Annotated in this window: 12 protein-coding genes; 9 read left to right on the top strand and 3 right to left on the bottom strand. The window is 58.1% G+C overall.

Translation table 11 applies throughout. The annotated features are described in order from the left end of the window. Positions 1–107 precede the first annotated feature (107 nt). The 6 genes from AC1DV6_RS06770 to AC1DV6_RS06745 are packed head-to-tail and all read left to right on the top strand — an operon-like array spanning position 108 to position 8,625. Positions 108–1,643 carry a tryptophan halogenase family protein gene (locus AC1DV6_RS06770; protein ID WP_477976387.1) on the top strand — a complete coding sequence of 512 codons (1,536 nt, stop codon included), beginning with the start codon at positions 108–110 and terminating at the stop codon, positions 1,641–1,643. Between the two features lie 17 nt (positions 1,644–1,660). Continuing rightward, positions 1,661–2,356: a SapC family protein gene (locus AC1DV6_RS06765; RefSeq protein ID WP_477976385.1), complete on the top strand. Its 696-nt coding sequence runs from the start codon at positions 1,661–1,663 to the stop codon at positions 2,354–2,356. 4 nt (positions 2,357–2,360) lie between these two features. Then, a complete protein-coding gene (locus tag AC1DV6_RS06760; RefSeq protein WP_477976383.1) occupies positions 2,361–3,356 on the top strand; it encodes a cupin-like domain-containing protein in 996 nt (331 codons plus the stop codon). Between the two features lie 11 nt (positions 3,357–3,367). Continuing rightward, positions 3,368–5,632 (top strand): DUF6445 family protein, encoded by a 2,265-nt coding sequence (locus tag AC1DV6_RS06755; RefSeq protein WP_477976381.1) that lies wholly within the window; start codon positions 3,368–3,370, stop codon positions 5,630–5,632. A 12-nt stretch (positions 5,633–5,644) separates the two neighbouring features. Beyond that, positions 5,645–6,778, top strand: coding sequence for a LacI family DNA-binding transcriptional regulator (locus tag AC1DV6_RS06750; protein ID WP_477976379.1), 1,134 nt, complete (start codon positions 5,645–5,647; stop codon positions 6,776–6,778). A gap of 41 nt (positions 6,779–6,819) precedes the next feature. After that, positions 6,820–8,625: a glycoside hydrolase family 9 protein gene (locus AC1DV6_RS06745; protein ID WP_477976377.1), complete on the top strand. Its 1,806-nt coding sequence runs from the start codon at positions 6,820–6,822 to the stop codon at positions 8,623–8,625. Between the two features lie 44 nt (positions 8,626–8,669). Here the strand turns inward: AC1DV6_RS06745 and AC1DV6_RS06740 are convergent, their stop codons facing one another. Next, positions 8,670–10,019, bottom strand: a complete 1,350-nt coding sequence (locus AC1DV6_RS06740; protein ID WP_477976375.1) for an MFS transporter — start codon at positions 10,017–10,019, stop codon at positions 8,670–8,672. 14 nt (positions 10,020–10,033) lie between these two features. Continuing rightward, positions 10,034–11,404 (bottom strand): GH1 family beta-glucosidase, encoded by a 1,371-nt coding sequence (locus AC1DV6_RS06735; RefSeq protein ID WP_477976373.1) that lies wholly within the window; start codon positions 11,402–11,404, stop codon positions 10,034–10,036. A gap of 296 nt (positions 11,405–11,700) precedes the next feature. Here AC1DV6_RS06735 and AC1DV6_RS06730 point away from each other — a divergent pair, with 296 nt between their 5' ends. The 3 genes from AC1DV6_RS06730 to AC1DV6_RS06720 all read left to right on the top strand — a co-directional run bounded on the left by AC1DV6_RS06730 (position 11,701) and on the right by AC1DV6_RS06720 (position 14,441). Then, positions 11,701–12,732: a glucokinase gene (locus AC1DV6_RS06730; RefSeq protein ID WP_477976371.1), complete on the top strand. Its 1,032-nt coding sequence runs from the start codon at positions 11,701–11,703 to the stop codon at positions 12,730–12,732. 123 nt (positions 12,733–12,855) lie between these two features. Beyond that, entirely contained in the window at positions 12,856–13,131 is a 276-nt protein-coding gene (locus AC1DV6_RS06725) for a hypothetical protein (protein WP_477976369.1), read from the top strand. Continuing rightward, on the top strand, positions 13,128–14,441 hold the full coding sequence (locus AC1DV6_RS06720) for a PQQ-dependent sugar dehydrogenase (protein WP_477976367.1): 1,314 nt from the start codon (positions 13,128–13,130) through the stop codon (positions 14,439–14,441). The genes AC1DV6_RS06725 and AC1DV6_RS06720 overlap by 4 nt, the downstream gene beginning before the upstream one ends. A 1-nt stretch (position 14,442) precedes the next feature. On the opposite strand, the gene speD is transcribed toward AC1DV6_RS06720, so the two are convergent. Continuing rightward, positions 14,443–14,823, bottom strand: coding sequence for an adenosylmethionine decarboxylase (gene speD, locus AC1DV6_RS06715; RefSeq protein WP_477976365.1), 381 nt, complete (start codon positions 14,821–14,823; stop codon positions 14,443–14,445). Between the last annotated feature and the right edge of the window lie 16 nt (positions 14,824–14,839).

Below are 14,839 nucleotides of genomic sequence, written 5' to 3'. Positions count from 1 at the left end.
GCCGACCCTATTTATGGGGACTGTTTTTATGGAATATCACGGATGCCGCCTGTCCCATGGCGACAATTTGTGCTTTGTGTTGGGTGGGACTTAATGTGACAGATGCGGTGAGACGCGTTGTGGTGTTGGGGGGGGGCTCGGCAGGCTGGATTACTGCTGCCTTGCTGGCTGTGGAACACGGCGGATTGGAGTCCGGCGCACTGGAAATCAGCCTGATCGAATCGCCGGACACTCCAGCCATCGGGGTGGGCGAAGGCACATGGCCGTCCATGCGTGAAACCCTGCAGCGTATTGGCCTGCACGAGGCCGAGCTGGTGCGCGAATGCGATGCTGCGTTCAAGCAGGGGTCGCGTTTTGATGGGTGGGTCAACGGCGGCAGCGAGGACCGTTACTACCATCCCTTTTCGTTGCCGCAGGGCTATGGGGAGGTCGATTTGGTGGGTGGCTGGTTGCATGCAGAGTCGGGTCAATCCTTTGCAGAAAGCGTCGGCCCCCAGCCCCATCTTTGCAACGCGCAATTGGCGCCTAAGCAGACATCCACCCCGGAATTTGCAGCCGTCGCCAACTACGGCTACCACTTCGATGCGGTCAAGATCGGTCTTCTGCTGCGAAAGCATTCGATCGAAAAACTAGGCGTGCGACATGTTCTGGATGAAGTCATTGCGGTGCGCTCGCATGACAATGGTGACATCGCTGCATTGCACACCCGGGGCCATGGGGACGTGGCGGGCGATCTTTTCATCGACTGTTCCGGCTTGCCGTCCGTGCTGCTCGGAAAACACTTCGGTATCGCCCTGCAATCACAACAGCACGTGCTGTTCAACGACAGTGCATTGGCGCTGCAGGTTCCCTATCCTGACAGCAATGGCCCCATTGCTTCGGCAACGATTGCCACTGCACACGCTGAGGGGTGGACTTGGGACATTGGCCTTCCAACGCGGCGCGGTGTGGGGCTGGTGTATTCCAGTGCACACACGACGCAAGACGCTGCTGAACGCGCTCTACGGGCGCATATCCAGCGCAGTGGTGGCACGGCGGACTTGCCCACGCCCCGACACATCCGTTTTACGCCGGGTTATCGTGAGCGATTCTGGCACCGCAACTGCGTGGCCGTGGGCCTGTCATCGGGGTTCATTGAGCCCCTGGAGGCTTCCGCATTGGCTTTGGTTGAATTGTCCGCTGCGATGATCCGTGATGAGTTGCCAGCCAATCGTGCCGACATGGATCTTGTGGCCAAACGCTTCAATGACGCCTTCACGTATCGATGGGAACGCATCATCGATTTTCTGAAGTTGCACTACGTTTTGAACCAGCGCAACGATTCCGACTATTGGCGCGAGCACCGCAGTATGGAAACAGTGCCGGAGCGTCTGCGGGAACTGCTGCAACTGTGGCGTCATCGGGCGCCCTACAGGAATGACCTGTTTCGCATTGAAGAAGTCTTTCCTGCTGCGAGCTATCAGTATGTGCTGTATGGCATGGGCTTCAAGCCCGAGCTGGCGGCGATGCGTCCCGCGCGGCTTGCGCAGGCGCATGCCAACCTCCAGATCGCTGCTACAGTCACCAAGCGTTTGCTGGGCGGCTTGCCGCGCCAACGCGACCTCATCAATCACATTCACGCACACGGCATTCCCGCCGTGTGAGCCAAGCCGGAACTCCCATGCTCGAACTGCTCAACAATATTTCGCACAAAGATCTTCGCATCGTCACAGAGCGCGGAGCGCAATGGGGTGACGATGTCATGTCCTGTCCCGTCACGCCTGACGAGTTCAGGCGTCTGCAGGCGCACTACCCCATCCTGTTTCAGCCGGACGGAGGGGGCAGTTTCATTCCCGTAGTGTTGTTCGGTTTGCAGGATGGCCAAAACCTTTTCCTCAACGAGAACGGTTGGGACGCCGAGTACCTGCCACTGGCCATGCGGCGCATGCCTTTCTCGATTGGTGTAGCCGAGGACGAACTGCGCATGCTGGTCGATATGGCGAGCCCACGCATCAGCAAGGGTGCTGAAGGTGAAGCCGTCTTTCTGCCACAAGGGGGCAATACCGAATTTCTGGAAACGGCCAACTCCATCTTGCGTACGCTGCACGAAGGGAATCAGGCTATCCCGGAATTCGTCCAGGCACTCACCGCAAATGACTTGCTCGAGTCTTTTGTGCTGGACGTTGAGCGACCGGACGGCTCTCATGGGCAACTGGTCGGCTACTACATGATCAACGAGGAGCGTCTGGCCGCCTTGTCTGCCGATACAGTCAGTCTGCTGCATCAGGCGGACTACCTGCAGCCGATCTACATGGCAATCGCATCTCTGTCCAACCTCACCAACCTCATTCGCCGCCAACTCGCGCGCGAAGCCTGAACCCATGTTGGAGCGCAACGACGTGAGCCACGAGGCGCTGCCCGTCGATGTGCTGCAGTCCACTGAGCCAGTGCTCATGCGCGGCCTGGTACGCCACTGGCCGATGGTCCAAGCGGCCTTGCGCTCCGATGCAGATTTCTGCGATTACCTTCGCCATTTCGGCGGGGCCACAAAGGTCGGACTTTGGCGCGGTGCCCCTGATATTCAGGGCCGCTTCTTTTACAACGCTGATTTTTCCGGATTCAACTACCAGCGGGAAGTCGGTCTCTTTGGAGCCCTGCTTGACGAATTGCTGGCTAACGCTGACAACCCCAAACCACCGGCGCTTTACCTGGGCTCGACCGAGCTGGATGGTTCTTTCCCCGGCCTGCGCAAGGAAAACGATCTCCAGGGCCTGGGTCAACGCGATCCCTTGGTAAGTTTGTGGCTCGGCAACCGGACCCGCGTATCGGCGCACTTTGATGTGCCGGACAACATCGTCTGCGTTGTCGCCGGACGGCGTCGCTTTACATTGTTCCCGCCAGAACAGGTGGACAACCTCTATATCGGCCCGCTGGACCTGACACCGGCCGGGCAACCCATCAGCCTGGTCGATATCAAACAGCCCGATCTGGCGCGCTTTCCGCGTTTTGCACTCGCGCAGGAGCACGGACACACGGTGGAGCTGATGCCGGGTGATGCGCTATTCATCCCAAGTCAGTGGTGGCACGCAGTGGAAGCGCTGGAACCCGTGAGCGCCCTGGTGAATTTTTGGTGGCGGCAATCTCCGGCGCACATGGATACCCCGCTGAATACCTTGATGCTGGCGTTGATGACTCTGCGCGACCTGCCGCCTGCGCAGCGCCAAGCCTGGAAAGTGCTCTTCGATCACTACATCTTTGAGGCCGACGAGCACACGGCTGCCCACATCCCGACGGATGCCCGGGGCGTGCTGGCTCCGATCACACAAGACCGGGCGCGGCATCTGCGCGCCTTCCTTTTGAATCGCTTGAACCGTTAGGACAAAATTCCATGAACTCTCCCGATCATCCCAAACCGATCCGCCGCATCGTCATCGCTGGCGGTGGAACCGCTGGCTGGATGGTGGCTGCTGGGCTTTCAAAAAGCATTGGCAAGCAGTACGAAATCCGGTTGGTCGAGTCCGAGGAGATTGGTACTGTTGGAGTGGGCGAAGCAACCATCCCAACACTTCACTTCATGCACGAGATCCTTGATCTTGACGAGAAGGAGTTCATGCAGGCCACGCAGGCCACGTTCAAGCTGGGCATCAGTTTCGAGAACTGGCGCAACGTCAACGAAAACTACTTTCACTCCTTCGGCAAAACGGGTACGACGCACTGGACAGCGGGCTTCCAGCACTTCTGGTTGGAGGGCCGCAAGCGCGGTCTGGCCAGTGACTATGGCGACTACTGTCTCGAGCTGCGCGCTGCGATGGACAACCGCTTTGCGACGCTGCCCAATAACGGCATCAACTACGCCTACCACTTTGACGCGACCCTCTATGGTCAATACCTGCGCCGCTTCTCAGAGGCGCAAGGCGTACAACGGATCGAAGGCAAGATTTCCAAAGTGCACACCGATGCGCAAAACGGCTACATCACCGGGCTGACACTCGGCAACGGTGAGCTGATTGAAGGCGATCTGTTTATCGATTGCACCGGCATGCGCTCGCTGCTGTTGGGCGAAACGCTGGGCGTTGGCTACGAAAGTTGGGCCCATTGGCTGCCCTGTGACAGCGCCGTGGCGACACAGACCTCGCTGGTGGGCGATGCTGTTCCCTACACCCGCTCGATCGCGCATCCCTGGGGCTGGCAATGGCGCATTCCATTGCAGCACCGGGTTGGCAACGGCCTGGTCTACAGCAGCAAATTCCTTAGCGACGACGAAGCGAAGGCGGCGCTCCTGGCCAATGTGCAGGGCGAGGTACTACGCCCACCCCGCGTCATCAAATTCACACCGGGCCAGCGTGAGGTGGTGTGGAAGAAGAACTGCATCGCCATCGGCCTGTCCAGTGGATTCCTGGAGCCACTGGAGTCGACCAGCATCCACCTGATTCAGAAAGGCATGACACGCCTGATCCAGTTGTTCCCTGCCGATGGCATTTGCCAGAGCGACATCGATGAATACAACCAGCAGTCGCGCGATGCCATTGAGAACATCCGGGACTTCGTCATCCTCCACTACCACGTTACCAACCGGACGGATTCCCAATTCTGGCGCGACTGCCGCGAGATGGAGGTTCCCGAGCACCTCAAACATCGCATACAGCAATTCCGCGACAGCGCCCGCGTCGTGATCAGCGCCGATGAACTGTTTGCCGAGAATTCCTGGATTCAGGTGATGATGGGCCAGGGCATCAAGCCGAAGGCCCACCACCCCATCACCCGCCAGATGGACGACCGTAACCTTGCAGATTTCCTCGGCGGCGTGCGCAAGGAAGTGGCGCGGACCCTGATGAAGCTGCCCAAGCACCAGGCCTACATCAACGATTTCTGCCCTGCGCAGAAGCCGATGGATGCGCCGACGATGCCCAAGAGTGTGGGTGGTGCAACGGACCTGCGTATCAACCCCAAGGCCAAGCTTGAGACGGTTGCGCTGGCCGATGGTTCCAAAGTGATCGTTGTCGATGACTTCGCCGAGAACCCAATGGAGCTGGTCCAGCAGGCGCAAAATGTCCTGCCGCAATTCAGCATCCTGCCCGGCCATCCCTACCCCGGGCCGCAGCTTGCGCTGCCAACAGAGTTGGTCACCACGCTGAACGCGTTCTTCCAGCAGCATTGCCGTGAATCGCTTGGGGCAGGGACACTGCAGGGCATGTTCGGCCGTTACTCCCGCGTCACGCAGGACAGCGCGGCGCTCGATGCCCGTCAGCGCATCTGCCACCGGGACGACTCCAGTCTCACGCCGGGGCAGATGATGTCCGCGTCTGTCCACTATCTGTTCCACGAAGAGCATCTCGGGGGGACAGTCTTCTTTCGATCACTGATGTCCGAGCAGGAAACTCAAAAATTCTTTCGCGATGCTGCGTCGATGGACGGCGCGTCATTTGGCGCAAAGTACGGAATTCCATCGGGCTACATGAACCAAAGCAATCGCTACTTCGAAGTGATTGGGCGCATTCCTGCGAAATGGAACCGTGCGGTCTTTTACGATGGTGGTATTTTCCATTCTGGTGACATTCAATGGTCACCACAGGCGGGCTACCTGTCGGGAATGGGGCGTTTGACAATCAATGCCTTTTTCATGAGCAGCAAGCTGAATCCGGAAAAAGGGTAGGCAGACTGCCCTTTGGGTTTTGGCGCAGGTTATCGGCAGATCAATATTGGAAGGCAACACACAATGACAGTCAGAGCGGGTTCTCCACCCACCATTACTGACGTGGCACATAAAGCGGGTGTTTCGATCAAGACCGTATCGCGGGTCATGAATCAGGAACCAGGCGTGAATGCCAAGACGCGCGCGCATGTGCAAAAGATTGTTGGCGAACTGAAATACCGACCCAAACTTTCCGCACGGAGTTTGGCGGGTGCGCGTTCATTCCTGATCGGCCTTTTGTACTACGACCCGAGCGCATCCTACGTCGGCGGGGTGCAGCAAGGTGCAACATTGCGTTGCCGGGAGTCCGGCTACCACTTGGTAGTCGAGTCACTACACAACGATGCCCCTGATTTGAAGCAGCAGGTCGAACGCATGATCAGTGCCCTTCGACCGGACGGAATGATCCTGACGCCACCCTTGTGCGACAACATCCAGGTACTGAACGCCTTGCAGGAAAGTGGCACGCCTTGCGTGCTGATTTCGCCGGCCAAGGATGTCGGGGACATTCCAAGCGTGCGCATGAATGACGCCAAAGCGTCGGAGGAGATCACTAACCTGTTGATCAGTCTGGGACACAGAAACATCGCGTTCATCAAAGGCCCTGCGGACCAGGCCGCCTCAGCGCTGCGTTACAAGGGCTATGCACACGCCATGAAGACCCATGGGATCACCATCGACAAGGACCTTGTCTACACGGGTGACTTCACATTTGCGACCGGTGTCGAGGGAGCGCATCAAGTCCTGAGCCGTCGAATTCGTCCCACCGCAGTGTTTGCCAGCAACGACTATATGGCGCTGGGCGTTCTGGCCGCCGCGCAACGTCTTGGGCTTTCTGTGCCGGGGGATCTGTCCATCGCGGGGTTTGATGATTCCAGCGCAGCGGGCTTGGTCTGGCCACCGCTGACAACGGTACGACAGCCCATGTTTGAAATGGCGCGCATGGCCGTCGATATGTTGATTGCGCCGCTCAGGCGCGACGAACCGGTGGATACGGACCTGCTGCAGAACGTGCACAAAGTACTGACGCATGAGTTGGTGGTGCGGGACTCTACAAGCGCAGTGAATAAAAGAATGGTTGAAAAAGTAAGCGGTGCGAAGAAATAGGCCTGCCGCAATACGCGAATCCGCCATAACGAGGCTGTCCCATGATTGTCCAAAACCGCGGTATGGTTGTCTTCTCCGGTGCGATGTTGCTTGCAGCCGGAAATGTGGGGGCCGAGGTTGGCAATCCCAGAGTCAACCAAATTGGCTATTTGCCCAATGCCGTCAAGATCGCCACATTTAAGTCCGAGACCAATTCCCCGCAGCATTGGGTATTGAGGAAGGACGGGAAAGTCATTGCAAAGGGGCGAACATTGCCTGGCATCGTGGATGCGTCAAGCGGCGACCGTGTGCAGCAAATTGACTTCAGTACTGTGACTTCTAGCGGATCAGGTTTCACCGTTGAAGTCGGATCCAATAGAAGCTATCCGTTCTCGATCACGTCATCAGTGTTTCGTGCGCCACTGTACGACGCTGCTAAATATTTCTATCACAACCGAAGTGGAATCGCGATCGATCTGCCATTCACGGGCGGCGGCAAAACGTCATTCGCACCCGATGCAAAATGGGCGCGTTCGGCGGGGCATGTCAACCAAGGCAAGAACCAGGGTGATTTCAAAGTGCCCTGTTGGCCAGGCACCTGTGAGTACGCGCTGGACGTTAGCAAAGGCTGGTACGACGCCGGCGACCACGGGAAATACGTGGTCAATGCTGGCATCTCCGTCTGGACCTTGATGAACATGTTCGAGCGGGGGCTTTACTGGGGCAGGGGAAAACGAATTGTGGACGGCGAGCTCAATATTCCCGAGAGCAAGAACGGTGTCCCGGACTTGCTCGACGAGATCCGCTGGGAACTGGAGTTCATGCTTTCCATGCAAGTACCCCAAGGGCTTGCGAAGACTGGCATGGTCCACCACAAAGTACACGACGTCAGCTGGACAGGATTACCGCTGTCGCCTTCCGAGGACCCGCAGACGCGCGCATTGGTTCCACCCTCCACCGCCGCCACACTCAACCTCGCTGCTGCGGCAGCACAAGCCGCGCGAATTTGGAAGGACATCGACCCAGCGTTCTCCGCGCAATGCCTGCAAGCGGCAAAGGCCGCCTGGAATGCCGCGATCCTGAACCCGTCGGATCTCTACAAGGGAGGGTATGACACAGGTGGTGGGGCGTATGACGATGGGGATGTCAACGATGAGTTCTATTGGGCCGCAACGGAACTCTATTTGACGACCAGTGACAGCCAGTACCTTTCCCGCATCGATGCATATTCCATTGCCCGTTCGGACTTCAGTTGGGATCACACGGCGCTGGCCGGGCTGATCTCCATGGCCACCGTCATGAATGCAGGCGCGAAGGCGCGGCGCGCCGCTGCGCAGCAGAAAATCGTCGCGATTGCAGACAAGCATTTGGCCGCGCAGCGTGTGGCTGGCTACTCCATTCCATTGACACTGAAGGAGTTTGAGTGGGGCTCCAACGGAGCGGTGCTCAACAAATTGATGTTGCTGGGTTGGGCCTACACCTTTACAAGCAAGCGCGACTACGCCAACGGCGTCGTTAAGGGTGTTGACTATCTGTTCGGTCGCAATGCGTTCTCTACATCTTTCGTCACCGGAGAGGGTACGGCGACCGTCAAATATCCGCACCACCGGTTTTGGGCGGGCGTTTTGAATCCGGATTTTCCGATGGCGCCACCGGGCGCCGTATCCGGAGGGCCTAATGCCAAGTTGCAGGATCCGGTTGCGATTGCCAAGTTGGGCCCATGTGTATCCAGACCTGCTACTTGCTGGATCGACGATATCAACGCCTATTCGGTAAACGAGGTGGCGATCAACTGGAACGCGCCGTTGGTCTGGGTACTCGATCTGGTCAACGATATCGGGAGTGACCGCAAGAAGTCAGCGCAGTAGCAAATTGGAAATTCCGTGTGACTCTCGAAGGGTCACTTGCCGGCTCATTCCCCAATCTTTGACGGACTGACTCCGGCATTCTGTTTATTGGGGAACGGCGCAAAGTAAGCCCCCAGTACGGACGGTATCGAAGCGGCCATGACGACCAGGAAGAAGGTCTGAAAACCCATATGGTCAGCCAGCACGCCGCTGGCCATCTGGGTTGGGATCAGCACGAGGTTCATGATGGCCGTGCAGTAGGCATAGTGCGTCATGTGGTACTTGCCTGGAGAAATCTGCTGCATCATGTACAGCATATTGGCGACGAAGCCAAAGGCGTACCCGGCCTTTTCGATGGTGACCAGAATTGCGATAACGGTCAGGGACACCGGCGCTTCGGGAGTCACCAGGCAACTCAAAATATAAAACGTAATGTGCGGCACGTTCAAACACAAAGCCATGAACACCAGTGTCTTGCGCGTGAGGCCAAACTTGCCGGCGAAGATGCCCCCCAACATGCCGAAGACAAGGCTGACGACGGTGCTGATCAGGCCGTCAATGAGGGCTTTGTCCTCCAGAAAGTGAGGGCAGGCGGCGCTGACAGCGGCCGTTGCACACATGCCAAGGCCTCCATTTGCGACACTGCCTTGCATAAATAACGGCGCTTCGATAAGCAAAAATCCTTCGCCCAGGCGAAACAAAAACACGAACATCAACATTCCAAGAAGGTGCGGCTTCTTGAGAAAGTCCACGAACTGGTCCTTGAAGGTGGACGCGACGGCCAGTGTGTTTTTGGGGCGCTCGGGGACAGAGCCCGGAGGAAGTACAAAGAAGTGATAGATGGCCAACAATGCCATGGCGGCCATGCTGACGGCTAGTGCAGCCGTCCAGGCTGCAGTGGCGGTCATCCCGTGCTTTTGCATGAAGCCAGCTGTGCCAACCACTACGGCCGTTGCGAAGATGCGCCCTGCATTCCAAAAAGCCCCCTGAAGTCCCATGAACTTGCCTTGGGCCTTCTCATCCAATGAGGTGATGTACACACCATCAATGCAGATGTCTTGGGTTGCAGACGCAAATGCCAGCAGCCACAACAGCAAGACACCAACGACAAAGTAGTTCGGCAAGGTCAATGACAGTGCCCAAACGCCAATCAAGGCGGCCAGCACGAGTTGCATGGCAATGACCCAAAATCGTTTGGTCTTGAACATGTCCAGGAAGCCGGCGTACAGCGGCTTCAAGGACCACATGATCCCCACACTCGCGGTCGATACCGTAATTTCAGCGTCGCTATGGCCCAGGTCCTTGAACATGGTCCCGGCCACCCAGATCACCATGGCGAAGGGGATGCCTTCCGCAAGGTATGCCGTGGGGACCCAGGCTATGGGGGATCGCTTTGTCTTGGTAGTGTCGGTCATGGAAATTGACCCGTTCAAGTCGAGGTAGCAGCTGACTTGCCCGCCTTGAACGCAGCGATGAAATCCCGGTACCACAGTGCGCTGTCTTTGGCCACGCGCTTTTGCGTCGCATAGTCGACGTAGAAAATACCGAACCGCTTCGTGTATCCGGAATTCCACTCGAAATTGTCGAGCAAACTCCAATAGAAGTAGCCCCGTACATTGACGCCAAGACTCACAGCACGGGCGACCGCGGCCACGTGATCATTTACATACTTCACGCGCTCAACATCCTTGATCTCACCTCCGACCAGGCTATCGGCATTGGCCATGCCGTTCTCTGTGATGAAGATTGGAGGGGGGCTGTACTCTCGCGAGATGCGCACCAGGTGCTGTGTCAGTGCTTCGGGGTAAATCTCCCACCCCATGTCGGTAAAGCCCTGCTTGCCGGGTGCGGGCTTGGGCGGCTGCTGTGTGCTGATGAAGCTGCGTGTGTAGAAATTGATGCCCAGAAAATCCAGCGGTTGGCAAATGAGTGAAAGATCGGCCGCTTCCATCTTGGGCGCGTCGGCACCCAGGTGATGGATAACGTCGGCGGGGTACTGCCCGCGGAAGATCGGGTCCATGTACCACCGGACATTGAGGCCGTCGTCAATGCGCGCCGCCTGACGGTCTGCCTCCAGCGGTTCGGCGGCATACGCGGGCGTGTGATTGAGTACGACGCCCAGCGACACCTTGCTGACTTCGCGCATCGCTTTCACTGCAGCGCCGTGCGCCATCATCAAATGATGGGAAACCTGCATTGCCATCGCGCGGTCTTTTTTTCCGGGTGCAAATTGCGCAACTTCGTAACCCAGTGTTGCGACACACCAGGGTTCGTTGAGCGTTGCGATGCTGGCAACCCGGTCTCCGAAACGCCGGGCGACTTCCGCTGCGTATTTTGCAAACAGCGGAACAATCTTGCGCGACTCCCAGCCTCCAAAATCCTCCTGCAATGCCAATGGCAGATCCCAGTGGTAGAGCGTGACGTGGGGGCGTATACCGGCCTTCTGAAGGCTATCCAGCAGCCTCTCGTAGAAGGCAAACCCCGCCTCATTCCACTCACCCTTGCCGTCGGGCTGCACGCGGGCCCAGGCCACTGAAAATCGATAGGCATCCAGTCCCAAGCCCTGCATAAGACCGATATCTTCCTTATAGAGGTGGTAGTGGTCGCAAGCGATTCGAATGTCAGATGCATCGTTGATCCGCCCTGGTTCTTCGCAAAAGCGGTCCCAGATAGTGAGCCCCTTGCCGTCCGTGGTGTAGGCGCCTTCGATTTGTGCGGCGCTTGTTGCAGCCCCCCATTGAAAATCATGCGGCAGGGCCCGGCACAGGTTTAGGAGTTCGGAGTTCGTGGGACTTGTCATTTTGAAATGTGGATTTGCGTAGAGGGGAAAGCCCCGATTTGCCGACTTGCAGGGATGGCGTTATTCAACGAAGACATGGTGGGCAGACGCGCAACAAGCCGACCATTGCGCGGCGCAACCCGAGTGAACAGGCGCGGCTAAATTCACGTTGTTGCCTTCGCATTTCGACTTGTCTCCAAACAGTTTTGCTGGCATGCATTGCTCAGCCCGACTATGGGGGTCGGTATTTTTAGGCGCGATCATACTATTTTTTGACAGCGTTGTCATAAATTGCGTTTTCCCATAGACTTATGGCCATGCGAGAGACAAGTTATCCACGCCTCCTTGCCGATGTCGGTGGCACCAATGCCCGTTTCGGATGCCAGTTTGAGCCGGGCGGTGCGATTGAATTCGTGCGCAGTTTTGCCTGCGCTGATTTCGAAACCCTGTGGGACGCAATAGTCCACTACCTCTGGATTGAAAAACTCCCGCAACCCCGCACGGGCGCAATCGGAATCGCCACTCCGGTTAACGGGGATCACGTGGGCATGACCAACCACCACTGGACTTTTTCGATTACGGCGTTACAGCATTGCCTGCACCTTGACAGACTGTTGGTGTTGAATGATTTCTCGACGCTGGCGCTGGCCCTGCCGACGCTAGGGGCAGAAGATCTGAGATCTATTGGTGGAGGACAGGCCGTGGAGGGCGCACCCATCGGGCTGATCGGCCCGGGCACGGGGCTGGGTGTTGCCTCGTTGGTGCCCATTCCTGGCAGCGATCAATTCATCGCGGTCCCTGGCGAAGGCGGGCACGTGACCTTGGGATCCTGTGAGCCAGAACAGGCTCAGGTGATTCAGGCGTTGCACGCCAGATTCGGCCATGTATCTGCGGAGCGGGCGCTGTCGGGCCCCGGTCTGGAAAACCTGTACCTGGCCTTGGCGCAGGTGCGAAACACCAGTGTCGACGCACGCAGTGCAGCAGAGATTACGGCAGCAGCCTTGGCCGGGAGGGATGCACACAGTGCGGATGTCCTCTCCATCTTTTGCAGTCTGCTGGGACAGGTCGCAGGCAACATGGCACTGACAGTGGGCGCGCGAGGCGGCGTCTACATCGGCGGTGGCATTGTGCCGCGGCTGGGCGAGTGGTTCGCGCATTCCGATTTCAGAAGCAGCTTTGAATCCAAAGGAAGATTTACGCGCTACCTCCGTTCCATACCGACGTTTGTGCTGAACGTAAGTTCAGATGCCGCATTGCGGGGAGCGAGTTGCGCGCTGGACAGTGAGGCGGTGGGCACGCCCATGCTTGCAGACGCTTCCGAATCCCCGGTTGCCTCCCGGGCTTCTTAACGGTTCAGGCAGGTTGCCGAACAAAAAATATGCATGGCGTGACGTAAATAGGGGGCTTTGCGTGCGGTGATGCACAGACGCGGACACAAGTGAATCTCAGAATCAACTGAAAAGGAGATTCCCATGCGCTACGAAGACTTGCAAGAGGGTGTTGCCCCCTACCTTCTGGGCGCAGTGACTATTTTTGTATTGCTGCTGGTCTTGCACCAAGTGCTGCGGAATGCGGTGCGCCAAGGCGCATCACTCAAGATTAGCTACGCCGAGCGCGTCGAAACCAATTGGCGCTGCAATGCTGCACATGGCCCACGCCAACGTGAGGACTGCATAGCCCAACGTACCGATGTCGCATCGAAAGCCGCAAACCAGCTTTTGGCCAATGCGGAGATGCGCAAGCCATGAATCTCAGACTGTTGGCCGCAGTCATGTTTTTGGCAGGCGCTCAGAGTGCCTGCAGTGACATCGCTACCTTGCCGGTTTCTGCCGGCACAGGCGCCAACCCTACCTTGCCTTCGCCCAATCCCGTGCTGATCCCGACCGTCAATATTGCCCCCGCCGTTGGATGGCCCTCAGGCGCGCTACCGCAAGCTGCGCCAGGCACGCGGGTCAATGCATTTGCGCGCGATCTGGACCATCCGCGCTGGCTGTATGTGCTGCCCAATGGGGATGTGCTGGTGGCGGAGTCCAATGCACCGCCCAAACCAAAAGAAAGCGGCGGCTTCATGGCTTGGGTGAGGGGGCTGGTGATGAAACGGGCGGGTGCGGGAGTGCCCAGCGCGAACCGCATTACGCTATTGCGCGATACCGATGGTGACGGCGTAGCAGACGTTCGAACGGTACTTCTGGAGGGCCTCAATTCACCGTTCGGCATGACACTGATCGGCAGCAACTTGTACGTTGCCAATACCGATGCGGTCGTGCGATTTCCATATACCGCAGGCGACACGCGCATTCGTGTCGCGGCTACCACTGTCGTCGCACTGCCCGCGGGGCCGATCAACCACCATTGGACCAAGAACCTGATCGCGAGCCCGGATGGCAGCAAGCTGTATGTCACGGTAGGCTCCAACAGCAACATCGCGGAGAAAGGCATGGACCTCGAAGCGCAGCGCGCGGCAGTGTGGGAGGTTGACACCAGGACCGGCACCAGCCGCATTTTTGCCAGTGGCCTGCGCAACCCAGTCGGGCTTGCGTGGGATCCGCGCAGTGCGTCGCTGTGGACCGTCGTTAACGAACGTGACGAGCTTGGAAGCGATTTGGTGCCGGACTACATGACCTCGCTGCGCGATGGTGCTTTCTACGGCTGGCCATACAGCTACTTTGGGCAACACGTGGACACGCGGGTGAAGCCGCAACGCCCGGACATGGTTGCCAAGGCCGTTGTGCCCGACTTCGCGCTGGGGCCGCATACAGCATCTCTGGGCCTCGCATCTTCGTTTGGTGCGTCGCTGCCGCCCTTTGGTGAGGGCATGTTCGTCGGCCAACACGGCTCATGGAATCGCAAACCGCACAGCGGCTACAAAGTGATTTTTGTTCCCTTTTCAGCGGGCAAACCGACTGGCGCCCAACCTGTGGACGTGCTGACCGGCTTTCTAAACGCCAAGGGCGAGGCGCTGGGCCGACCGGTGGGTGTTGCGATTGATTTGCAAGGCGCCTTGCTGGTTGCCGATGATGTGGGCAACGTGGTCTGGCGGGTCAGCGCCAGCCGATGATTCAGACGGATACCGCTCCGCGCTGCAACCGCTGGAGTTCAGTGTGTTCGGGTTGGAAGACCTGACACAGCGCGTCCATCAACGCTTGTGCTTTCGCCGAATGGTCGCCGCCAAAATTGCAGACATAGACATCCAACGTTACCGCCTTTTGCTCCGGCCAGGTGTGTACGCACAGATGCGACTCGGCCAGTAAAACCGTAGCTGTCACGCCGCCGGGGCCATGCCCTGTGGATGGGAACGCGTGAAACAACTGCGCCACCGCTTGCAGGCCGCTGGCCTGCACCGCCTGCACGCATCGCGCACCCAATTGCGCTGCATCAGTTAACCACAGTGCATCACATGCGCAGCCATGCAAATCCGCTGTGAGGTGCAAGCCCTGCATAGTCAGGCCCCCACGC

Source organism: Rhodoferax sp. P2_H8_2, assembly GCF_056403235.1.
This window is presented reverse-complemented; position numbering and strand designations above follow the sequence as displayed.